General features: G+C 65.6%; 24 protein-coding genes. 14 read left to right on the top strand and 10 right to left on the bottom strand.

Annotation, left to right across the window (positions count from 1 at the left end; all coding sequences use genetic code 11):
* Positions 1 to 3: 3 nt before the first annotated feature.
* The 6 genes from D8Z78_RS05105 to D8Z78_RS05080 form a co-directional block, all read right to left on the bottom strand.
* A complete protein-coding gene (locus D8Z78_RS05105) occupies positions 4 to 342 on the bottom strand; it encodes an HNH endonuclease (protein ID WP_121634149.1) in 339 nt (112 codons plus the stop codon).
* Positions 339 to 680 carry a head-tail adaptor protein gene (locus D8Z78_RS05100; RefSeq protein WP_121634151.1) on the bottom strand — a complete coding sequence of 114 codons (342 nt, stop codon included), beginning with the start codon at positions 678 to 680 and terminating at the stop codon, positions 339 to 341. The genes D8Z78_RS05105 and D8Z78_RS05100 overlap by 4 nt, the downstream gene beginning before the upstream one ends.
* Positions 671 to 2161, bottom strand: coding sequence for a terminase TerL endonuclease subunit (locus D8Z78_RS05095; protein ID WP_206169635.1), 1491 nt, complete (start codon positions 2159 to 2161; stop codon positions 671 to 673). Before D8Z78_RS05095 ends, D8Z78_RS05100 begins: the two co-directional genes overlap by 10 nt.
* 600 nt (positions 2162 to 2761) lie before the next feature.
* Positions 2762 to 2989, bottom strand: coding sequence for a hypothetical protein (locus D8Z78_RS05090; RefSeq protein WP_121634153.1), 228 nt, complete (start codon positions 2987 to 2989; stop codon positions 2762 to 2764).
* The gene (locus D8Z78_RS05085) at positions 2986 to 3537 is read right to left on the bottom strand and encodes a head-tail connector protein (RefSeq protein WP_121634154.1); all 552 of its coding nucleotides are present in this window, start codon (positions 3535 to 3537) and stop codon (positions 2986 to 2988) included. Before D8Z78_RS05085 ends, D8Z78_RS05090 begins: the two co-directional genes overlap by 4 nt.
* Positions 3534 to 3938, bottom strand: coding sequence for a hypothetical protein (locus tag D8Z78_RS05080; protein WP_128910606.1), 405 nt, complete (start codon positions 3936 to 3938; stop codon positions 3534 to 3536). Before D8Z78_RS05080 ends, D8Z78_RS05085 begins: the two co-directional genes overlap by 4 nt.
* 434 nt (positions 3939 to 4372) lie before the next feature.
* On the opposite strand from D8Z78_RS05080, the gene D8Z78_RS05075 reads away from it, so the two are divergent.
* The 7 genes from D8Z78_RS05075 (at position 4373) to ptsP (ending at position 12547) form a co-directional block, all read left to right on the top strand.
* The gene (locus D8Z78_RS05075; RefSeq protein WP_121634158.1) at positions 4373 to 5593 is read left to right on the top strand and encodes a 3-deoxy-D-manno-octulosonic acid transferase; all 1221 of its coding nucleotides are present in this window, start codon (positions 4373 to 4375) and stop codon (positions 5591 to 5593) included.
* A 50-nt stretch (positions 5594 to 5643) separates the two neighbouring features.
* Positions 5644 to 6063, top strand: a complete 420-nt coding sequence (locus D8Z78_RS05070; RefSeq protein WP_121634160.1) for a DUF1178 family protein — start codon at positions 5644 to 5646, stop codon at positions 6061 to 6063.
* Positions 6064 to 6114: 51 nt separating this feature from the next.
* Positions 6115 to 6759: an SDR family NAD(P)-dependent oxidoreductase gene (locus D8Z78_RS05065; RefSeq protein WP_121634162.1), complete on the top strand. Its 645-nt coding sequence runs from the start codon at positions 6115 to 6117 to the stop codon at positions 6757 to 6759.
* A complete protein-coding gene (locus D8Z78_RS05060; protein WP_121634164.1) occupies positions 6737 to 7207 on the top strand; it encodes a YybH family protein in 471 nt (156 codons plus the stop codon). Before D8Z78_RS05065 ends, D8Z78_RS05060 begins: the two co-directional genes overlap by 23 nt.
* A 179-nt stretch (positions 7208 to 7386) precedes the next feature.
* Positions 7387 to 8643 carry an aspartate kinase gene (locus D8Z78_RS05055; RefSeq protein ID WP_121634166.1) on the top strand — a complete coding sequence of 419 codons (1257 nt, stop codon included), beginning with the start codon at positions 7387 to 7389 and terminating at the stop codon, positions 8641 to 8643.
* Between the two features lie 195 nt (positions 8644 to 8838).
* Positions 8839 to 10152 (top strand): MFS transporter, encoded by a 1314-nt coding sequence (locus D8Z78_RS05050; protein ID WP_121634168.1) that lies wholly within the window; start codon positions 8839 to 8841, stop codon positions 10150 to 10152.
* Positions 10153 to 10303: 151 nt separating this feature from the next.
* The gene (gene ptsP / locus D8Z78_RS05045; protein ID WP_121634170.1) at positions 10304 to 12547 is read left to right on the top strand and encodes a phosphoenolpyruvate--protein phosphotransferase; all 2244 of its coding nucleotides are present in this window, start codon (positions 10304 to 10306) and stop codon (positions 12545 to 12547) included.
* Positions 12548 to 12911: 364 nt separating this feature from the next.
* On the opposite strand, the gene D8Z78_RS05040 is transcribed toward ptsP, so the two are convergent.
* Together D8Z78_RS05040 and D8Z78_RS05035 are read right to left on the bottom strand one after the other, a co-directional pair.
* A complete protein-coding gene (locus D8Z78_RS05040; protein WP_121631298.1) occupies positions 12912 to 13682 on the bottom strand; it encodes an EcsC family protein in 771 nt (256 codons plus the stop codon).
* A gap of 43 nt (positions 13683 to 13725) precedes the next feature.
* On the bottom strand, positions 13726 to 14211 hold the full coding sequence (locus tag D8Z78_RS05035; protein ID WP_121631431.1) for a GNAT family N-acetyltransferase: 486 nt from the start codon (positions 14209 to 14211) through the stop codon (positions 13726 to 13728).
* Positions 14212 to 14282: 71 nt separating this feature from the next.
* Here D8Z78_RS05035 and D8Z78_RS05030 point away from each other — a divergent pair, with 71 nt between their 5' ends.
* The 3 genes from D8Z78_RS05030 (at position 14283) to D8Z78_RS05020 (ending at position 16049) form a co-directional block, all read left to right on the top strand.
* On the top strand, positions 14283 to 14888 hold the full coding sequence (locus tag D8Z78_RS05030) for a flavin reductase family protein (protein WP_121631299.1): 606 nt from the start codon (positions 14283 to 14285) through the stop codon (positions 14886 to 14888).
* 103 nt (positions 14889 to 14991) lie between these two features.
* A complete protein-coding gene (locus tag D8Z78_RS05025; protein WP_121631300.1) occupies positions 14992 to 15636 on the top strand; it encodes a CatB-related O-acetyltransferase in 645 nt (214 codons plus the stop codon).
* Positions 15633 to 16049, top strand: a complete 417-nt coding sequence (locus D8Z78_RS05020; protein ID WP_121631301.1) for a VOC family protein — start codon at positions 15633 to 15635, stop codon at positions 16047 to 16049. The genes D8Z78_RS05025 and D8Z78_RS05020 overlap by 4 nt, the downstream gene beginning before the upstream one ends.
* A 42-nt stretch (positions 16050 to 16091) precedes the next feature.
* On the opposite strand, the gene D8Z78_RS05015 is transcribed toward D8Z78_RS05020, so the two are convergent.
* Positions 16092 to 17720, bottom strand: coding sequence for a SulP family inorganic anion transporter (locus tag D8Z78_RS05015; RefSeq protein ID WP_121631302.1), 1629 nt, complete (start codon positions 17718 to 17720; stop codon positions 16092 to 16094).
* Positions 17721 to 17905: 185 nt separating this feature from the next.
* Here D8Z78_RS05015 and D8Z78_RS05010 point away from each other — a divergent pair, with 185 nt between their 5' ends.
* Genes D8Z78_RS05010 through D8Z78_RS04995 form a run of 4 tightly spaced genes read left to right on the top strand, consistent with a single transcriptional unit; the run spans position 17906 to position 20654 of the window.
* Positions 17906 to 18793, top strand: coding sequence for an S-methyl-5'-thioadenosine phosphorylase (locus tag D8Z78_RS05010; RefSeq protein ID WP_121631303.1), 888 nt, complete (start codon positions 17906 to 17908; stop codon positions 18791 to 18793).
* Positions 18790 to 19482, top strand: coding sequence for a DUF2927 domain-containing protein (locus tag D8Z78_RS05005; RefSeq protein WP_128910605.1), 693 nt, complete (start codon positions 18790 to 18792; stop codon positions 19480 to 19482). Before D8Z78_RS05010 ends, D8Z78_RS05005 begins: the two co-directional genes overlap by 4 nt.
* Positions 19482 to 20105, top strand: a complete 624-nt coding sequence (locus tag D8Z78_RS05000; protein WP_121631305.1) for a LysE family translocator — start codon at positions 19482 to 19484, stop codon at positions 20103 to 20105. The genes D8Z78_RS05005 and D8Z78_RS05000 overlap by 1 nt, the downstream gene beginning before the upstream one ends.
* A 9-nt stretch (positions 20106 to 20114) precedes the next feature.
* On the top strand, positions 20115 to 20654 hold the full coding sequence (locus D8Z78_RS04995; protein ID WP_121631306.1) for an adenine phosphoribosyltransferase: 540 nt from the start codon (positions 20115 to 20117) through the stop codon (positions 20652 to 20654).
* Positions 20655 to 20774: 120 nt separating this feature from the next.
* Here the strand turns inward: D8Z78_RS04995 and phaZ are convergent, their stop codons facing one another.
* A complete protein-coding gene (gene phaZ, locus D8Z78_RS04990) occupies positions 20775 to 22043 on the bottom strand; it encodes a polyhydroxyalkanoate depolymerase (RefSeq protein ID WP_121631307.1) in 1269 nt (422 codons plus the stop codon).
* Between the last annotated feature and the right edge of the window lie 52 nt (positions 22044 to 22095).

Genomic DNA, 22095 nt, shown 5'->3' with positions numbered 1-22095 from the left:
TGGTTATCCTTTCTGCTCATTGGGGTTCTTTGCGGGCCGCGACAGCGACTCGACAGCTTGCCGCCAGTCCAGGCGGTCTTTTCGGGGCGGGGGATGCCCGCACTCGATTCGGGTTTTCCGGGCATGGCAACCGGGGCAAAGCGCCTGAAGGTTGGCCGGGTCATAGGACAATTCGGGATGCGTCCTGACGGGCTTGATGTGATCGACTTCGAGCCGCCCGCCGCAGCCGCAATCCCGGCAACGGTATTTGTCGCGTTCGAGGATCTCTGCCCGCAGCGCCTTCCAGCGTTTGGTGCGGGTGACATGCCGGGAAAAGCGTTGATGATCCTTGCGGATGCTCATGCCGCTTCCTCCGTCCAGGCCGTGATTTCGAGGAAAGCCCGGCTGTCCGGTATTTCCTTGATGCCGTCGATCTCAAAGGTGACGCCCTCATGCACAATCCGGTCAGTTCGCCGGATGCCGCGGGCAAAAGCCGTGGCGCGGATCACGAAGCGGGTCATAAGCCGGTTATCCCAAGCGCCCCCCGTCATGCGTTCCGCGTCCGAAAGATCGCGGCGACGGGCAAAGATCGGGCTGCCGTGGTCCGCCCAGGTGTAGATTGTGCCGCCGTAGCCATCCGGGGTGCCGGTGGCGCGCTGCACGTGAATCCGCCGGGTGAGGCTTGCTGCATTCAAAGCCATGCCAATCTCGCTTTCTGCTTGGGTTGCGCCGCGATCCGCGCGCCTTGGGCGACGGCCAGCACCGATGCCGCCGCCGCGTCGATCCGGCCATTCGACCGGGCCTTTGCCAGTTTCAGGTTGTTGGCTGGGTCGCGCAGGCAGACCGCATCCGCGAAGGCAGAGCGCAGCAGCAGCGACGGGCTGGCCTTCACCTGTCCGTCAAAGGCCGCGCGGCGAAATCGCTCACAATCCTCGCCGCCATCCCGGAACCCCTGACCGCGCCAGACCAAGGGCGCGCGGATGCCCGCCCGTGCAATGGCCTCGGACAGTTCGGCTTGCTTGTAGCGGTCCATGGTGATCGCGGCGACGGCCTCGCCCTCGACATGGCGCAGCACCTCGACCAGCCACGGCGCGACGGGCACGGTCTTGTCACCCAGCACCGACAGTTCGCCGCGCTCCTGCATCTCGACATAGCGTCCGGCCACGCCGTCTGATTGGCCGCGATCCAGCAGCGACGGCATAGAGGGGAAGGTGCCGAGGCATTCCAGCCGCCCGGTTTCCGGCCAGTAGAACGCCGCCGCCGTCATCGAGGCGGACCCGCCGAGGTCGATCCCGATCACAACGCCGCCCTGGCGAGGGGGCAAGGTCGCGGTCTCGCAGTTTAACCATTCGTCCAGGGTGATCAGCAGGTCACGTGACTCGCCAGACACTCGTTCGTTGCGGTTGTAGAGGCGGAAAGAGGTCAGGCTTGACCCGCCGCGCGCGATAGCGCGCTTGGCCTGGGCTTCGAGCCATGCCAGCGAACCGCCGATGCCATAGTCCGCGCCGGGGTTGGCGATCAGCAGGCTTTCCGGGTCGTCAGCGGGCAAGCCTGGCGCGGGTCGATGCTCTTGCACGTAGGTGCCCGGCAAGGGGTCGTCGATCCACCGGGAAAAGGGGTGCGTGTCGTCGCTGGCCGAGGTGCTGATCAGGAAAGCGCGGCCAGACCGCTTGCCCAGACCGGACAACAGGGCGTGTTCCAGCTCGTCGCCACGATCCAGCGCCCAGTGCCCGCGCTCATCGAGGATCGCCATCGTTGGAGCGCCGCCCAGAGCCGACTTGCCGTCCGCCGCGATCACGCGCAGAACGTGCCCGCCGCCGTCGCCAGTATACTCGATTTCCAGCCGAGGGGCGCGGCGGTAGATCAGTTGGCGCTGGATTTCGAGGGGCAGAGAGGCGGCGAACCCGGCCACAAAGTCCCAGATGATCCGGCCCTGATCCCGCGTCCGCGCGGCGGCGATGATTTCGCGCCGGGGCTGGCGATCCCATATGCCGATCAGACCGCCGAGGGCGGTGCCTGCCGTGATCGCAGACTTGCCGTTGCCGCGCCCGATGCTGAGAACCGCCGTGGTCACATCGTCGGCCATGGCCCCTTCGATGAAGCGGCGTTGAAACGGGGCCAAGCTGATCGGCTTGCCCGCGTTCGGCCCCTCGGGAACCTGCAACCTCTGCATAAATTGCATAGCTCGTTCCGCCGGGGCCGCGTTTTCCAACTCCCCGCCCGGAGCGAAAATTGTATACTCCAGAGCACGGTTACCCTGATCGGCAGAAATTGCGGCATTGGGACCATTTGCGAAGAGGTCAGCTTGCCCGAGGTCGGACGGCGACAGGCGAACGGGCGCGGGCGGCAAGGGCGATCCGTCCGCTTTCCTCCACTCCCTTTTTTTCGCCGTCTCGTTCATCGCTCAGTTCCTCGCGCGTATCTCTTCGTTCAACCGTTGCACTCTTCTCACCTGCTCAATGGTGAGGTTCGGAGCGAAGGGCATAGGACGACTGCCCACGGCGCGAAGCCGTGGCAGTCCCTACGCCCGCCGCGTGTCGTCCCTGCTCAACGGAGCCGGTCCATCGCTTTGGGCCCGTCCGGTCATGCGCTCCTGCCGGTCGGTCGGTTGCTGCTTGCGACACCATGAGCGCGGTGCCGGGGATCGGGCCTCAACCTTTCGGACTGCCCTTTGCCTGTGATCCCGCCCGTGGTAGGCTTCTCGCCAGTGGCGCCACCGTTGCTACCCCGGCCACCACTACGGCCCTGCGTTTGGGTGTGGCGCGCAGGGTCGCCGCTTTCCTCACCTCTCGATCACCTCCACGTCATGCGTGGGCGTCGTGCCCATCTCGGCCACCAGCCGCCGCATGATCTGTTCTTGCCGGGGCGTTGGTCGCCACGTTGCGCGCTTGCTGTGCCGTGCAATGGACCGCACAAAGCCCTTGAGCCATTCGTCAGTGCCCGCCATCACGGCGCGCAGCACAAGCGGCCAGCGGTGTTCGATGATCTCGTCCAGCTCTGCCGAGGTCATGCGAGAACCCCGCGATACTTGGCCCCCACGCGCGCCATATGCGGCGACGTGGTAAGGCTCTTGGCGTCCATCGGGGACCGCCCGTCATAGTGCAGCGCCGCCTGATCCATGAGGGCTTGCGCAAGGTCCGAGGGCACGTCATCCGCCGTCGCTCCAAACCCGGCCTGATAGGTGATCACCAGCTTGTCGGGCGACAGGTTGGCAACGTCCTCTGTCCACCAGATCAGCGCCGCCCTGCCGGGCAGGGCCTCGAAGCCGGTGAAGGCCACGCCGTCAAACGTGACGCTCACCGCCTCGGACGTATCCAGCGGACCCACCGGCAAGCGGATCGCATCGCCGGACAGATCGGGGCCGAGGATCGTCACCTGAATTGTCTGGGTCAGCAGCGCGACCTGGGCAAAGTGTTCAACGTCAGACGCCGCCGTGAGCGCGATGTTCCGGATTGCTGCATCCTCGGAATCGTCCGGTGCCCGCAGGTGCAGTTTCACCGCGTCCATATCGAAAGGATCGCCCGTCGCAACGGGTGTTCGCTCAACAAGCATCTTCATGCCGCGATCTCCACTTCGTTGATGTATCGAAAGAACGCCGCCTGATCCGCTTGGCTCATGGCCTCGAAAGCGGCGACGGCATAGCATTTGAGTTCCGCAGTCATGGCGGATCGCGCCCAGGTGCGGGCGGTGGTCATTTCATCGAGGAAGGCCGGAAGCGGCTCACCCGCCGCGCCCAAAGCCGCCGCAGCGGTCATTTCCGCATGGCGGGGGTGCAGGGACCGCAGAGCCGCAAATGCCAGCGCCGCGCGCTCCTCGATCGTCAGGCGGGCGGCTGCAACGTCGCTGAACCCGGACCATGCGTCGGACCTGCCCAGCATGAGGCAATAGCCCAGCATCTTGGAAAGACGCTTGTGCGACGGGGCCATGAAGCGGGAAAGGGCAGAGCGGGGTTTACGCATGACGCCCCCCCCGCACAGATACCGCACAGAAAAGCGCAAACATCGAAGGGATTGCGCCACATACCAACACGCTGCATTGCGTTGTTTTTATGGGGCTTTCGCTTTGTGCGCTGTCTTGGTAAGGGAGAGGTCGACAGTTCAATCCTGTCCAGCAGCACCATTCCCCCTCCGACGGATCGCAATACCACCGGGCAAGCCTCTGCCCTGCATGACCTTTTCGCGCCGTCTATTGGGGTAGCGCCTCGCAATCTTGTGGACAAATCTGTGGATAGATCGCGTATCCGACAGGATTGCCCCGCATTTCCCGACAGGATTGCATCATCACGTCGGGACAGTCCTAATCCCCGAATTGTCCGCGCCGGGTATCGCGATGCTGGACCCAAGGCCATCTGGCCTGTATCCGGGCGGGAAACGCACCTTAGGATCGGTCGCTCGTGCTCCTGTATCGCTGCCTTCTCAGCCTATTCGCCCTTGTCGTACTGGTCCGGGCCGCCCGTCGGGACGGGTTGGCCGGGCTAAAGGCGCGGCTTGGCCACGGTCCGGTGGTCGATGCGCCGCATGTCTGGCTGCATGGCGCCTCGAATGGCGAACTGGCCTCGGTCCGACCTGTTCTGACACGCTTGATCGCGGCGCGGCCCGATCTGCATTGGCTGATCACCACCAATTCCGCCACCGGACAGCAGATGGTGCGCACATGGGACCTGCCGCGCTGCTCCGTGCGACCGGCGCCGCTCGACCTGCAACGGGTCAGCCGCCGCATGATGCGCAGATGGGACGTGCGGGCCCATATCTCATTGGAATCAGAGCTTTGGCCGCATCGCTTTGCGGCCTGTCCCGGCCCCGTCCTGCTGTTGGGCGCGCGCCTCTCGGCCAAGACGGCCCGCGCTTGGTCGCGCATGCCGCGGCTGGCCCGACAGCTGCTGGCGCAGGTTCGCCTTGCCTCGGCGCAGGATGCCGACAGCGCCCGGAGACTGGCCGAGCTTGGCCTGCCCGACAGCGCGCAAGGGCCGGTCTTCGACCTCAAGGCGCTGTATGAACCGCCCGAGACAACGCCCGACGCCGCGCTGACGCACGCCTTCCCCCGCACCCAGACATGGCTGGCCGCCTCGACCCATGAGGGCGAGGATGCCACAGTGCTCGACGCCCATGCCGCCCTGCTGGATCACGCGCCCGAGACCCGGCTGATCCTTGCGCCGCGACATCCGCAGCGCGCCGAAGCCATCGCCCGCGCCGCCCAAGCGCGCGGCCTGACCGTTGCCCGCCGCAGCCTGCACGACGCGCCCGACGCTCAGGTCTATATCGCTGATACGCTTGGCGAAATGGCGCTATGGTACCGGTTGGCAGGGCGGGTCTTCATCGGCGGGACGCTGACCGACCGCGGCGGCCACACGCCGTATGAGCCCGCCAGCTTCGGCTGCGCCCTGATCCACGGGCCCGACACGCGCAACTTTGCCGCCCCCTTTGCCCGGCTGGCAAAGGCCGGGGCCGCCCGGCAGGTCGCGGAGGCCGAGGCGCTGGCTGAGGCGCTTCTTGCGCTCGGCCCGTCCCAGCACGATGCGGGTCTGCGCGCCCGCGAGGCGCTGCGCCAAGACAGTGCGCCGGGCGATTTCGTGGCGCGCATCCTCGCGACCCTGCCAGCTGTTGGGAAATCTTGAACCCTTCGCGATTTAGTCTACATCTTGACCATCTCGAAATGGACCAACGCATGATCCAGTACAGCCTCAAATGTGCCGACGGCCACCAGTTTGACAGCTGGTTCCAGTCCGCTGCGGCCTTCGACAAGCTTTCCTCCGCCGGGCACGTGTGTTGCGCGGTCTGTGGCGGCACGCGGGTGGAAAAGGCGCTGATGGCGCCGCGCGTGAACCAGAAACCGACGTCTGACGCGCCGCTGTCGCAGCCGCGCAGCGCCGCTGAACAGGCCATCACCGCCTTCAAGCAGCATGTCGAGAAGAACTCGACCTATGTCGGCGGCAAGTTCGCCGCCGAGGCGCGCGCCATGCATCTGGGCGAGGCGCCCGAGCGCCCGATCTGGGGCGAGGCCAAGCCGGACGAGGCCAAGGCGCTGATCGAGGACGGAATTCCCGTGGCCCCCCTGCCCTTTACGCCCTCGCGCAAGAGCAACTAGGCTTGTCGCCGTGATGTGGTCCGTTACGCTAGCCGCAACACGGAGGACTGCATGACCATTCTCATCACCGGCGCGAATCGCGGCATCGGCGCGGCCTTGGCGACCACCCTGACCGAGCGCGGTCACGACGTGATCGGCACGGCCCGCAGCACACCTGAATACGAGCCGCTCGACGTCACCGACCCGGCCTCGCAGGCGGATCTGGCGCACCGGCTCGAAGGCAAGCCGCTGGACGCGCTGATCTGCAATGCAGGCGTTTATCTCGACAAGGGACAGAATCTTGCGGGCGGCTACCCGGTCGACATGTGGCAAGACAGCTTTGCGGTCAACGTGACCGGTGTGTTCCTGACGATCCAGTCGCTGATGCCCAACCTTCAGATGCACGAGGGCGGCAAGATCATGATCATCTCGTCGCAGATGGCCTCGCATGAACGGGCCCCGGGCGGCAGCTATATCTATCGCGCGTCCAAGGCCGCGGCGCTGAACCTGGGCCGCAACCTGGCGACCGATCTGAAACAGATCGGCGTCGCTGTGGGCATCTACCATCCCGGCTGGGTGCAGACGGATATGGGCGGCGAGAGCGCCGAGATCACCCCGGTTCAGGCCGCCGAGGGGCTCGCCGACCGGCTGGAGGCGCTGTCACTGGACACGACCGGCTGTTTCGAGACATGGGATGGCCGTGCCCACCCCTATTGACACGCCCGAAGGCGTGCTACGCGCCTTCATCGACGCGTGGCACGCGCGCGACGGTGCGGCGATCGGGGCGCTGTTCACCCCCGACGGGGATTTCGTCAACGTCACCGGTCTGTGGTGGCATGGCCCCGAAGCGATCGCCCGGCCGCATCAATACGCGCTCGACAGCTTCTTTGCGCAGACCCGGCTGAAAGCCGGACGGACCGAGGTCAAGGACCTCGGCGACGTGGCGATCCTGCGGTCGCGGTTGCACCTGACGGGCCAGTTGACCCCGGACGGGAGTGCGGCCGGGCCGCGTCAGACCATCCTGACCTTGGTCATGGTCCGGACCGGGCAAGGTTGGCAGGTCACCAGCGCCCAGAACACCGACATCCATCCCGGTCAGGAAACCCATGTCGCGACCGAGGGCGACCTCGTCCCTACGCGCTACGGCACCGGACGCAACGCCTGAACCCGAGCGCAAGGCGCTTGTGACGCGCCTTGGACCAAGCGCCTTCGAAGGCGCTTGTCACGCAAATTCGAATTTGCGGAACCCAAAACTTTTCGAAAAGCCTTGCCCGCGCAATCACTCTTGCGCAGCGCCCCCCCTTGGCCTAAAGGCCCCCTGATCTGGAAGGAAAGGTGCGCCTGATGCCCGTTCTCGTGATGAAATTCGGTGGCACCTCGGTCGCCACGCTGGACCGCATCCGCCGCGCCGCCAAACGCGTCGGCGTCGAAGTCGCCAAAGGCTATGACGTTATCGTCATCGTCTCGGCCATGTCGGGCGAAACCAACAAGCTCGTCGGCTTCGTCGAGGAAACCTCGCCTCTCTTCGACGCCCGCGAATATGACGCCGTCGTGTCCTCGGGCGAGAACGTGACCGCCGGTCTCATGGCCCTCACCTTGCAGGAAATGGGTGTGCCCGCGCGCAGCTGGCAGGGCTGGCAGGTGCCGCTGATCACCACCGGCGCGCATGCCAACGCCCGCATCGAGGACATCCCGACCGACAACATCACCTCGAAATTCGGCGAGGGGATGAAGGTCGCCGTGGTCGCGGGCTTTCAGGGCATCTCGCCCGAGGGCCGCATCACCACGCTGGGGCGGGGTGGCTCGGACACCACCGCAGTCGCCTTTGCCGCCGCCTTCGAGGCCGAGCGCTGCGACATCTATACCGACGTGGACGGGGTCTATACCACCGATCCGCGCATTTGCGACAAGGCCCGCAAGCTGGACCGCATCTCCTTCGAGGAGATGCTGGAACTCGCCAGCCTTGGCGCCAAGGTTCTGCAGACCCGCTCGGTCGAGCTGGCGATGCGCTACAAGGTGAAGCTGCGGGTTCTGAGCAGCTTCGAGGAACAGTCCGACGAGGCCGGCACGCTGGTCTGCGACGAGGAGGATATCATGGAATCGAATGTTGTGGCCGGTGTGGCCTATTCGCGCGACGAGGCCAAGATGACCCTCGTCACCATCGCCGACCGCCCCGGCATCGCCGCAGCGATCTTTGGCACGCTGGCGGATGCGGGCGTGAACGTGGACATGATCGTACAGAACGTGTCCGAGCTGAATTACAAGGGGCACGAGGGCGGCGTCACCGACATGACCTTCTCTTGCCCGGTCAATCAGGTGAAGCGCGCCGAAAAGGCGCTGGCCGAGGCGCGCGAGGCGGGCACGCTGACCTTCGACAAGCTCGAATCCGAGGAAAACGTCGCCAAGGTGTCCGTCGTGGGCATCGGCATGCGGTCCGCCGCCGGTGTGGCCGCAAAGATGTTCAAGGTGCTCTCGGACGAGAACATCAACATTCAGGTCATCACCACCTCGGAAATCAAGATTTCCGTCCTGATCGAGCGCAAGTACATGGAACTGGCCGTGCAGGCGCTGCACGACGCGTTCGAGCTGGAAAAAGCGTGACCCCGTCGCGGGCCTGACCATGGCTTGAACCCCGGGGCCTCATGCCCGAACACGCCCTCGCAGACCGCTGCGGGGGCTTTTTCATGTGCCGTGCAGCGCGCCCGTGACCCGAAAAAGACCGCTTCGGGTCGCAGCCGGGCGAGCAGGTTGTGGAAAAAACGGGGTGTATGACCGCATCACAGCCGGAACGTCCCGATGCATGACCGCCGCATACCCGAATGGCTCCGCCACGCCCCCGCCCCCAGCGTGCGGGGCTTTGCCATCCTCGCCGGGACCGAAGCCATTGCCCGCGGCATCCTGATCTCGGTCTTTCCGATCGTCATGTATGACGCGCTGCGCGATGCGCGCATCGTCTCCGAGGTCTATTTCGCCACCGGCGCGCTGTCGTTGCTGATCGGGCTGCTGGTGCCCTACCTGATCCGCTTCGTGCCGCGCTGGTGGGTCTATGTCACCGGCGCGCTGATGTTCGTCTCGGGCGCCGCCGTGACCGTGCTGGAAACGCCAGGCGCGGCGATTGCCGGGCTGGCGCTGACGACCTTTGCCACCGCCACGACCTTTGTCTGCTTCAACGCCTATGTGCTCGACCACGTCGCCCGGATCGAGCTGGGCCGGTTCGAGACCTCGCGCCTGTTCTACAGTGCGGCGGGCTGGACCGCCGGTCCGGCGCTCGGCACCTTGCTTTACGGCCTCTGGCGCCCCGCGCCATTCCTCATTGCCGCGGCGGCGGCGCTGGCCATGCTGGCCATCTTCCTCGTGATGCGGCTGGGCAATGGCAAGCTGATCACCAAAAGCCGCCGCCCCCCCGCCAATCCGCTGGCCTATTTCGGACGCTTCATCGCGCAGCCGCGCCTTGTCACGGGCTGGATCTTTGCCGTGGTGCGGTCCTGCGGGTGGTGGGTCTATATCGTCTACCTGCCGATTTTTGCCGTACAGAACGGGCTGGGCCACCAGTTGGGCGGGATCGCCCTGTCGATCACCAATGGCGCGCTGTTCCTGTCGCCGCTCATGCTGCGCTTCATGCAGCGCAGTTCGGTGCGCATGGCGGTGCGCACGGGGTTCCTGATGTCGGGGGTGCTCTTTGTCGGCGCGACGCTGGCCAGCGGCTTTCCCGCCGGGGCGGTCGGGCTGCTGATGGCGGGGTCGATCTTCCTGATCCTGCTGGACGTCGCGGGCGGGCTGCCGTTCCTGCTGGCGGTCAAGCCCTCGGAGCGCACCGAGATGTCCGCCATCTATGCCAGCTTCCGCGATGTGTCCGGCATCGTCACGCCCGGCGTGGCGTGGCTGGTGCTTCTGGTGGCGCCGCTCTCGGCGGTTTTCGCGGCGGGCGGCGCGGGGCTGCTGGGGACTTGGGTGCTCGCCCGCAAGCTGCATCCCCGGCTGGGCCGCGCCCGCATCTCGATCGAGCGCCCCAGCCATGACCCCGCCGAACTCGCGACGGCGCTGGCCGCCCTGCCCCGCCGGATCACCGATGGCAGCGACCCGCGCCACATGCCGATCGATCCCACCTGAACGACTGGCACGGCGCGGGGTGCCTATTTGCCGGTCACTTGCCCAGCCCGTCAGCAGTGCCGGAAAAGCGCCATCTCGCTTATCGCTTTTCCTTCCCCCTCCAACTCGCCTATAGCTGGTTCTCGAGGGGACGAAACGGAGCAGCCATCCCATGCCGAACGGTCTTGAAAGCGAAAGCCGCAAGCTGCTGCGTCGCTTGCGCGACATCATGGCCGAAGAGGCCGAAGGTCAGGAGCGGCTCGACAAGATAACCCACCTGACCGCCGACAGCATGGGCACCGAGGTCTGCTCGATCTACCTGTTCCGCGATCCCGAAACGCTGGAATTGTGCGCCACCGAAGGTCTCAAGGCCGAGGCCGTCCACCAGACCCGCATGAAGCTGGGCGAAGGTCTGGTCGGTCGCGTCGGCCGCACCGGCAAGACGGTGAACTCCGCCGATGCGCCGTCCGAACCGGGCTTCCGCTACATGCCCGAGACGGGCGAGGAAATCTATTCCAGCTTCCTCGGCATTCCGATCCAGCGGCTGGGCGAAAAGCTGGGCGTGCTGGTCGTGCAGTCCAAGCAAAAGCGCGAATTCTCCGAGGACGAGGTCTATGCGCTCGAAGTGGTCGCCATGGTGCTGGCCGAGATGGCCGAACTGGGCGCCTTTGTCGGTGAAGGCGCGGCGCTGAAGGCGCGGCACACGCAGGCGGTGCTGTTTCGCGGCGCGACCGGGCAGGAAGGCAGCGCCATGGGCCATGTCTGGCTGCACGAGGCCCGCGTCGTCGTGACCAACATGGTCGGCGACGATCCCGACACCGAACGTCAACGCCTGCGCGACGCGGTCGACACGCTGCGCGTGTCGGTCGACCAGATGCTGGCCGGCGCCACGATCACCGACAACGAACAGGTGCAGGTGCTCGAAGCCTATCGCATGTTCGCCAATTCCAAGGGCTGGATGCGGCGCATGGAAGAAGATATCGGGCGCGGCCTGTCCGCCGAGGCCGCCGTGGAGAAAGAGCAATCCACCGCCCGCGCCCGCATGTCCCAAGTCACCGACGGCTACCTGCGCGAACGTCTGCACGACCTCGACGACCTGTCGAACCGCCTGCTGCGCATCCTGACGGGGCAAGGCCGCCAGACCGGATCGGAAATGCCCGCCGACCCGATCCTGATCGCCCGCAATATCGGCCCAGGCGAATTGCTGGAATATGGCAACACCCTCAAGGGCGTGGTGCTGGAGGAAGGATCGGTCGGCAGCCACGCCGCCATCGTCGCCCGCGCGCTCGCGATCCCGCTGGTGATCCATGCCGAACGGATCACAAACGAGGCGCTGAACGGCGATTTCATTCTGGTCGATGGTGATCAGGGCATCGTCCACCTGCGCCCCGATGAAAGCGTCAGCAACGCCTTTCAGGACAAGATGGCGATGCAGGCCAAGGCGCAGGAACGCTATGCCTCGATCCGCGACACCGATTGCGTGACGGCGGACGGGGTGCGCGTGCATCTGCACATGAATGCCGGGCTGATGGCGGACCTGCCTTCGCTGGCCTCGTCGGGGGCCGAGGGTGTGGGCCTGTTCCGCACCGAACTGCAATTCCTCGTGCGCAACCAGATGCCCCGCCGCGACGAACTGGCGGCACTGTATTCGCGGGTGATCGACGCGGCGACGGGCAAGCGCGTGGTGTTCCGCACGCTCGATATCGGCTCGGACAAGGTCCTGCCCTACATGAAGCCGCAGGAGGAGCCCAACCCGGCGCTCGGCTGGCGCGCGATCCGCGTGGCGCTGGACCGGCCCGGTGTGATGCGCATGCAGTTGCAAGCGCTGATCCGCGCCGCCAACGGGCGGCCCCTGTCGGTGATGTTCCCCTTCATCGCGCAATACGAGGAATTTGCCCGCGCCCGCGACGAGATGGACAAGGTCATCGCGCGCGAGAAACGGCTGGGCCACCCGATCCCCGAACGGATCGAAGTTGGCACGATGCTGGAAACGCCCTCCTTGGCCTATGCCTCGCTCAGGTTCTTCGAGGAGGTGGAGTTCCTGTCAATCGGCGGTAACGACCTGAAGCAGTTCTTCTTTGCCGCCGACCGCGAGAACGAGCGCGTGCGCCGGCGCTACGACACGTTGAACGTGTCGTTCCTGTCCTTTCTCGAATGGATCGTGATGCGCTGCCATGCCACCGGCACACCGCTCAGCTTTTGCGGCGAGGATGCGGGCCGCCCGGTCGAGGCGCTGTGCCTTGCGGCGATGGGCATCCATACGCTGTCGATGCGCCCGGCCAGCATCGGCCCGGTCAAATCGCTGCTGATGCGCTATCGGCTGTCCGAGGTCCGCGAGGTGATCGACACGGCGCGCGCCGAAGGCCAGCAATCGGTGCGGCAGGCGGTCATGGATTACCTGCGCGAAAACGGCTGAGTCCGGGGGCAAGGCGCTTCGAAGCGCCTTGAAACACGCGTCTTGCAAGACGCGTCAAAAAGCGCCTTGGAAGGCGCTTGGTCCAAGGCCCTTCGAAGGGCCTTGCGCGCTTGGGCCGACAGAAAGGCACCCGGTCCCGACGTTTTGTCAGGCACCGGGTGCAAAGTCGGCTCGTCTCTCGCATCTCCGGACTTCTGCCCGACGACACTGCCGGCGCGTTCTGCGCGGCATCGAGGCCCGTCCTGCCCGTAGCCATGCCGATACGCCTTCTGGCCAGCATGAAGATTTCGCGGGCGGCCCCATAGACTTCGAGGATTTCCTCCTCGGGACACCTTTCTGATACGCCCTTAACCTTAACAGGAGGTTAGCGAATCCGCTTCTTTTTCCGCGAAACTTCGATTTGATCTTTCAGTTCCGCAACAAGCGTCACGCGGTCGCGCCCGGACTGCTCGGACAGGCGCAACAGGCCGAAATGCACATGCGCCATGTTCTGGTAATAGCTGGTATAGGCATAGTTCGTCGCGGCCCCCGCCGCCGCCCCCAGAAGCGGTACCGCCTGCGCCGCAAGCTTCTGCCCCAGCACCGTCGCCAGCCGCGGGGCGATCCGGGCGATCAGCCCGTGCACCGTGGCCCCGGTCAGGGTCACGCGCGCCGACAGGAACGCCATCTCGGCCCCGTCATCCTCCGCCAGCGGACCGGCCGAGGAAAACACCGTCAGGCATTCGCGGGCGATCTGCGGGTCATCGGGGTCGAAACCGTATTCCGCCGCCACCGCCTGTATCGCCCGGAACAGCACCGTCACCGTCACCGGCAGTTCCGCCAGCGCCGAGGGCAGGCCCCCGACCCCGCCTGCTGCCCCCATGGCCGTGGCCAATGCCGTGGTCAGCCACGGCTTTTGATCCGGCACCACCTCGCGCGACCGCCGGGCAGAGCTCAGCGCCAGTTCCAGCGCGCGGGCAGTGGCGTCGTCGAGGCCGGACCTGACCGGCCCGGGCAGCTTGTCCAGCAAGCCCTCGGCGCGCCCGCCGACATAATTCAACACCTGCATGCCCACCGAGGATGCGGCCCGGTGGCGCCGGGCCAGTTCGGCCAGTTCGAGATCGACAGAGGGGGGGATCGTGGTCAGGTCGGTCATGGCGCACTCCTTTGTCTCAAAGATGTGCGCGAATTCGCGCGGTTCAAGCGGCGCGCGAGACCTCGCCCGTGACGCCCGCCCATGCGCCCGGCTGCAATTCAAGGCCAAGGATACGGTCCGGGTTCGTTGGCGGCGGCATCTCGACCCCGTCGAGCCGGGCGAAGCCGAACCGACTGTAGTACGGCGCATCGCCCACCAGCAGCACCCGCGCAAAGCCCTTTTCACCAGCGCGCGCCAGCGTGTCGCGGATCAGCGCCGCGCCCAGACCCTCGCCCTGCGCAATCGGGTGGACGGCAACCGGCCCCAGCAACAAGGCAGGCGTCCCGCCCACAAGCACCGGCCAGTAGCGGATCGCCCCGCCGATCTGGCCGTTCTCATCGCGCGCGATCCGGCACAGCGCCGCCACCGGCGGCACCTCGTCGCGCAACCGGTACGAGGACAGCGCCGTCCGCCCCGGCGCAAAGGCCAAGTCATACAGCGCCTCGACTTCCCACCAATCATCGGTGGTTTCCTGTGCGAGTGTGAACACATGCCCCCCGTGCATTTCGCGCGCGTGTGGCGTATCACGACGCAACCCCTTGCGCAAACAGGAGAACGCTCATGTTCTACCGTCCCGAAGACGGCCACGGACTGCCCCACAACCCCTTCAACGCCATCGTCACGCCCCGGCCTATCGGCTGGATTTCCAGCCGTGGCAGCGACGGGCATGACAACCTCGCGCCTTATTCCTTCTTCAACGCCTGCGCCTACGTGCCCCCGCAGGTGATGTTCTGCTCGACCGGCGCCAAGCCCGACCGCGACAACACCAAGGATTCCGTCAGCCAGATCCGCGAAACCGGCGTCTTCTGCGTCAATATCGTCGAATATGCCATGCGCGACGCGATGAACGCCTCGTCCGAGTGGTTCTCCAAAGAGGTAGACGAATTCGAGGCCGCCGGTCTGGAAAAGGCCGCCTGCCAGACCATCGACTGCGCCCGCGTTGCCGCAGCGCCCGCCAATCTCGAATGCAGGCTGACCCAGATCGTCCAGCTCGAAGGCCCGTCGAACTTTGCGGTCTTTGGCGAGGTCACGGGCATCCACATGCGCGACGATTGCCTGAAGGATGGGCGGTTCGACGTCTTGTCCTACAACCCGCTCTCGCGCATGGGCTATCGCGACTATACCGTGGTGCGCGAGCTTTTCGAATTGCAGCGCCCCGACGATTGAGCCAATCGCGCCTGTGTGCTACAAGCAGGGATCAACCGATGGAGGGTGCCGTGGAGCAGAACCTTTGAAATCCTGAAACGACCCAGATTTCCAAGGAGGCCCCATGGCTGCCCAACTGCCCCATGCGCACCTGACGCATCCCATCACCCTGCCCGATGGCAATCCCCATCCCGGCACCGTCTACCTGAAGAATGTGATCGACCATCCGCGGATGGAGATCGGCGAGTTCACCTATGCCAGCGACTTCGACCCGCCCCAGGACTGGGCGGCGCGGCTGGCGCCCTACCTCTTTCCGTTCAGTCAAGAAAAGCTGAGCATCGGCAAGTATTGCCAGATCGCGCATGGCGTGCGGATCATCGGCAGTTCGGCCAATCACGACAGCCAGGGGATCAGCACCTTTCCCTTTGCGGTCTTCGACCCGGACACGATGCTGGGTTACCAGCCCGACACGCGCGATACGGTGATCGGCCATGATGTCTGGCTGGGCTATGGCGCGCTGATCACCCCCGGCGCATCGATCGGCAATGGCGTGATCGTCGGTGCCGGATCGGTGGTGCGCGGGCGCATCCCCGATTACGCCGTCGTCGCCGGGAACCCGGCGCAAGTGGTGCGGATGCGCTTTTCCGAAGCCGAGATTGCGCAGTTGAACGCGCTGGCGTGGTGGGATTGGCCGCCGGAGAAGGTCGCCCGCGCCCGCCCCCTGCTGGAGGCAGGCGATGTCGCCGCACTCGTGGCGTTTGGCGCATGATCGCCTATGTGACCGTCGGCGCGGATGACATGATGCGCGCAAAGGCGTTCTATGCCGCGCTCCTGCCCGCCCTCGGCTATGAGATGACGGAAGGACCGGAGGGCCTCAGCTATGCCCTCCCGGTCCCGCAGGGCCAGCGGCCGGTCCATCCGGATTTCTACGTCAAGCCGACCTTTGACCGGCGTCCCGCCACGGCGGGAAACGGGGTCATGGTGGCGTTCGAGGCGCAAACCCAACAGCAGGTCCGCGAATTGCACGCGGCGGCCTTGGCCGCAGGCGGCAGGGACGAGGGCGCGCCGGGCTTTCGCGCCGCTTATGGCCCGCGCTTTTACGTCGGCTATCTGCGCGACCCGCAGGGCAACAAGATCGCCCTGTTTTCCAGCAACCCGGAAGACCCCGGGCGCGACGATTGAAAGACGATTGAAAAAGGCGGCCTTCCGGGCCGCCTTTTTGGGTCAGTGTCCGCCGAGAATGCCGGTCCTGACGTTGTAATCGACCGCCAGTTCGTAATCGGGGTCATCGTCGCTGTCGACCATCAGGTGCCCGGCCTTGTTCAGCAGGCGGTGACAATCGCGGCTGAGGTGACGCAGGCTGATCTGCTTGCCCGCGGCCTCGTATTTGATGGCGACCGCCTCGATCGCCTGAAGCGCGGATTGGTCCACCACCCGGCTGTCGGCGAAATCGACGATCACCGCCGACGGGTCGCTTTCGACCTTGAACAGCTCGGCAAAGCCGTCGGACGAGCCAAAGAACAGCGGGCCTTGCACTTGGTAGACCTTGGCGCCCTCGGGGGTGGTATAGGTCTTGGCATGGATGCGGCGGGCGTTGTTCCACGCATAGGCCAGCGCCGAGACGATCACGCCGACGACCACCGCGACGGCGAGGTCCTCGAGCACCGTCACCACCGTGACCAGCACGATGACGAAGGCATCCATCAGCGGCACCTTGGCGAGGATCTTGAGCGAGTTCCAAGCGAACGTGCCGATCACCACCATGAACATCACACCCACCAGCGCGGCCAGCGGGATCAGCTCGATCAGGCCGGAGGCGAACAGGATGAAGCTGAGCAGGAACAGCGCCGCGACGATCCCCGAGATCCGGGTGCGCGCGCCGGATTTCACGTTGATCATCGACTGGCCGATCATCGCGCAGCCGCCCATGCCGCCGAAGAAGCCAGTGACGATATTCGATGCGCCCTGCGCGATGCATTCCTGGCTCGCGCCCCCGCGCTTGCCGGTCATTTCGCCCACAAGGTTCAGGGTCAGCAGGCTTTCGATCAGCCCGATGGCGGCCAAGATCACCGCATAGGGCAGAATGATTTCAAAGGTTTCCAAGGTCAACGGCACCATCGGCACGTGGAACGGCGGCAAGCCCCCCTCGATCGAGGCAAGATCACCGACGCGCGGCGTATCCAGCCCCAGCCCGATCACCAGCGCCGCCACGACGGCGATGCCCGCCAGCGGCGCGGGCACCACCTTGGTCAGTTTCGGCATGCCCCAGATGATCAGCATAGTCAGCCCGGTCAGCCCCAGCATCAGGTAAAGCGGCATGCCCGTCAGCCATTCCCCGCCGCCGATCCCGTGGCCGGTGTTTTCCATCGTGCCGGGCACCTTGAACTGGCCCAGCTGCGCGAGAAAGATCACGATGGCCAGCCCGTTGACGAAGCCCAGCATCACCGGATGCGGCACCAGACGGATGAACTTGCCCCACTGCATGACCCCCGCGATGACCTGCAAGATGCCCATCAGCACCACCGTGGCGAACAGGTATTCGACGCCATGCTCGGCCACGAGGGCCACCATGACCACCGCCAGCGCGCCGGTGGCGCCCGAAATCATCCCCGGACGGCCGCCGATCAGCGCGGTGATCAGCCCGACGAGGAAAGCCGCATACAGGCCCACCAGCGGGTGCACCCCCGCGACAAAGGCAAAGGCCACCGCCTCGGGCACCAGCGCCAGCGCAACGGTCAGCCCTGCCAGCACCTCGATCCGCAACCGCCCCGGCGTCAGCTTTTCGTCCGAGGCAAGGGACAGGTCGGGCATTTCGATCCGGCCCGCGAAACGGGCCATCAGTGCTTTTCTCATCGGGGCAGTCCTTTTGTTCGCGCAAACGGCCCTTAGCGCATACACCCCCGAAAGGCCACCCGCCCGCGACCGTGCGCCGCGTTCAGATGTCGTTAAGGGCGCAGCCATCACGGTGACTGCAAGACACCGGTTGAAGCCTTTTGGGCGAGATGTCTTAAGATAGGGACAAAGTGACGGAGAGCGGCATGACACAAACCATGATCGGCGTGATCGGCGGATCGGGCCTGTACGAGATCGACGGCCTGCAAGACGCGCGGTGGCAGGATGTGGCCAGCCCGTGGGGCGCGCCCTCGGACCAGATCCTGACCGGCACGCTGGACGGGGTGAGCATGGCGTTTCTGCCCCGTCACGGCCGGGGGCATGTGCACAGCCCGACCGACGTGCCCTACCGCGCGAATATCGACGCGCTGAAGCGGCTGGGTGTCACGGATGTGATCAGCGTCAGCGCCTGCGGGTCCTTCCGCGAAGAGATGGCGCCCGGCGATTTCGTCATCGTCGATCAGTTCATCGACCGCACCTTTGCGCGGGAGAAATCGTTCTTTGGCTCTGGCTGCGTGGCGCATGTGTCGGTTGCGCATCCCACCTGTCCGCGTCTGGGCGAGGCCTGTTTCCTTGCGGCCCGGGAGGCCGGTGTCAATGTCCATATCAGCGGCACCTATCTGGCGATGGAGGGGCCGCAGTTTTCCACGCTGGCCGAGTCGCGCCTGTATCGCGAGCAATGGGGCGCGGATGTGATCGGCATGACCAACATGCCCGAGGCCAAGCTCGCCCGCGAGGCGGAGCTGTGTTACGCCTCGGTCGCGATGGTCACCGATTACGACTGCTGGCACCCCGATCACGGTGCCGTCGATGTCACTGACATCATCCGCACCCTGACCGGCAATTCCGCCAACGGGCGCGAGATGGTCCGCCGCCTGCCCGCCCTGCTTGGGGCCGAACGGGCGCCCTGCCCGCATGGCTGCGACCACGCACTTGAGTTTGCCATCATGACCGCGCCGGAAAAACGCGACCCCGCCTTGCTGGCGAAGCTCGACGCCGTGGCGGGCCGCGTTCTGTCGGGGGGCGCGGGGTGAAACCCCGCGCTACGATCACGATGCGTCTTTGGCTGATGATCGGGGCGTGCTGCGCGGCCCCGCTGCTGGCTCAGGACTATCTCGAGGTGGACGGCGCGTTGAGCGACGACGATTTCTATCGCCTCGTCGCCTGCGCCGCGCCGCCCGGTGAACCGTGTTCCAAGCCCTTTCTGCATTGGCCGACGGACACGGCGGTGACCGTTGCCTTGGCGCAGGTCGATGACCCGTATCTGGGCGGCAAACAGCGCCGGGCGCTGGCCGCCATCGAGCGGGCCATCCAGTACATCAACCGGGCCGAGGCCGGGCTCACGCTGGTCGAGGGCAACCCGGACGAGGCCGATATCCTGATCTACCTGATCGACACGGACGGCTCGGCGCCGATCACCGGCACCGGCATCGACGGGGTCGATGGCGCCACCGTTTCCGGCGCGCGCGTGGTCGTCTGGTCACGCTCCGACACCCATCAGATCAGCCACGCGCAGATCATCTTTTCCACCAACCTGCATATCAGCCAGTATGAATCGGCGATGATCGAGGAACTGACCCAGTCGCTTGGCCTGCTGACGGATATCCGCACACCCGTCTACGAGGGCGTCTCGGTGTTTTCGCAGGACAGCAACGCGGCCAAGGACCTTGGCCCGCAGGACATCATGGCGCTGCGCCGCCATTACCCGAAGGAGGGCCGCTGATGCCTCTCGACCTCTGGCTGGCCTTTCTGGCCGCCTCCGCAGCTCTGCTGCTGATCCCCGGGCCGACCGTCCTGCTGGTGCTCAGCTACGCGCTGAGCAAGGGGCGCGGCGTCGCCGTCGCCTCGGCCGCAGGTGTGGCGACGGGCGATTTCATCGCCATGAGCCTGTCGCTGGCGGGCCTCGGCGCGCTGGTCGCGACCTCGGCCCTGCTGTTCACCGCGCTGAAATGGGTGGGGGCGGCTTACCTGATCTGGCTCGGGTTCAAGCTGATCCGCTCTGCGCCGACCACCGGTTTGAACCTGCCCGAGACCCAAGTCACCGCAAAGGGCGTGTTCTGGCACAACGCGACCGTCACCGCGCTGAACCCCAAAAGCATCGCCTTCTTCATCGCCTTCGTGCCGCAATTCATCACGCCCGACCAGGCGCTGATCCCGCAATTCGCCATCCTGATCGCCAGCTTCGTCACACTCGCCGCAGCGAACGCGCTGGCCTATGCGCTGGCCGCAGATCGCCTGCGCGGCATGATCCGGCGCCCGTCCGTACTGACCGGGATCACCCGCGCCGGGGGCGCAACCCTGATCGCGATGGGGCTGGTGACCGCCAGCCTGCGCCGCGCAACCTGAGGACCCAAGATGAAACCCCAGAAAACCGTTCAGGACTACATCCGCACCATCGTCGACTTCCCGCACGAAGGCATCCTGTTCCGAGACGTGACGACCCTGTTCGCCGACCCGCGCGGCTTCCGCATGGCGATCGACCAACTGCTGCACCCCTATGCCGGGGTCCGCTTCGACAAGGTGGTGGGGCTGGAGGCGCGCGGCTTCATCCTCGGCGGTGCGGTGGCGCATCAACTGTCCGCTGGCTTCGTGCCGATCCGCAAGAAGGGCAAGCTGCCCGGTGCAGTGATCTCCGAGGAATACCAGCTGGAATACGGCGAGGCTGTCGTGGAAATCCACGACGACGCCATCCAGCCCGGCGAAAAGATCCTGCTGGTCGATGACCTGCTGGCCACCGGCGGCACCGCCGAGGCCGGGATCAAGCTGGTCGAACGGCTCGGCGGCGAGATCATCGGCTGCGCCTTCATCGTCGACCTGCCGGACCTCGGCGGGCGCGCGAAACTCGAAGCCCTCGGCATGGAAGTCCACGCGCTCTGCGCCTACGAGGGCCTCTGAACCGGCGCGGCCTTCACGGTCATCCCCGCCCTCGCCACGGGCGCCAAACGGCAAAGACCCGCCAAAGGCGGGTCTTTGCTTAAACTGCGCGCCGAAGGCGCTCCTTCAGGGAACAGCCGCTCAGGCGACGTTCGCCGCCTTTGGGGCGGGCATCGGCTTGTCGGCGTTCTGGTCGATGAAATCCAGCACCAAGGGCCGAATGTTGTCGCGCCAGCTCTTGCCCGCGAAGATACCGTAGTGACCGGCGCCCGGCTCCACATGGCTGGCCTTCTTTTCGGCCGGAAGCCCCGTGCACAGGTCCAGCGCGGCAATGCACTGGCCCGGCGCGGTGATGTCGTCCTTCGCGCCCTCGACCGTCTTGACGGCCACGCGGGTGATCTTGCCCATATCGACCTTGTGGCCCTTCACCACGAATTCGTTCTTGGCGATCTCGCACCGCTTGAAGATGCGGTCCACGGTCGACAGGTAGAATTCTGCCGGCATGTCCATGACCGCCAGGTATTCGTCGTAAAAGCGGTTATGCGCGTCGTGATCGGACGCCTCGCCGCGGCAGACCCGCATGATCTGGTCGCGGAACGCCTTGCCATGCCGGTCGGCATTCATGCTCATGAACGAGGCCAGCTGCAGCAGGCCCGGATAGACCATCCGGCCCACGCCTTTGTACTTGAAGCCGACCCGCTGGATCATCGTCTCTTCGAGCTGGCCCATGGTGACGCGGGCGCCGAAATCGGTCACGTCGGTGGGCACCGCGTCGGGGTTGATCGGCCCGCCGATCAGCGTCAGGGTGCGCGGCTGCGCCTCCGGGTGCAGCTCCGCCAGATAGGCGGTTGCGGCCAGTGTCAGGGGCGCGGGCTGGCAGACGGCGACGACGTTGGTCTCCGGTCCGAGGAATTTCATGAATTCCATCAGGTACAGCGTGTAATCCTCGACATCGAACTTGCCCGCCGACACCGGAATGTCGCGCGCATTGTGCCAGTCGGTGATGTAGACCTCGCAATTGACGATCAGCGACTTCACAGTCGAGCGCAGAAGCGTCGCGTAGTGGCCCGACATCGGTGCCACCAGCAGGATCTTGCGCGGCTGTTCCTCGCGGCCGACCACGTCGAAATGGATCAGGTCGCCGAAATCCTTTTCGACGACGGTCCGGACCTCGACGAGGTGGTCCTTGCCGTCCTCATGCGTGAAGGTGCGGATGCCCCAGTCGGGCTTTACCACCATTCGTTCAAAGGCCCGTTCCGTCACCTCGCCCCAAGCCGCCATCCAGTGCAGTGCCGGGTTCGGCACGGCAGAGAAAATCGGATAGGACGCCATGGTGCGCGCGGTCGCCCCCAACCATTGGTTGGTGTTCCGCATCGTTTCCATAAGATCGTAAGTCGCCATGTAGCGCATGAATGCACTCCCAAAAGTTGCAGGACCCGTGCTTCTCGGTGCACACTGGGTC

Origin of the sequence: Tropicibacter alexandrii (assembly GCF_003667315.2) — a bacterium.
Taxonomy (GTDB): Bacteria; Pseudomonadota; Alphaproteobacteria; order Rhodobacterales; family Rhodobacteraceae; genus Tropicibacter; species Tropicibacter alexandrii.
Note: the sequence above shows the minus strand (reverse complement) of the source record. Positions and strands in the feature narration are given on the sequence as shown.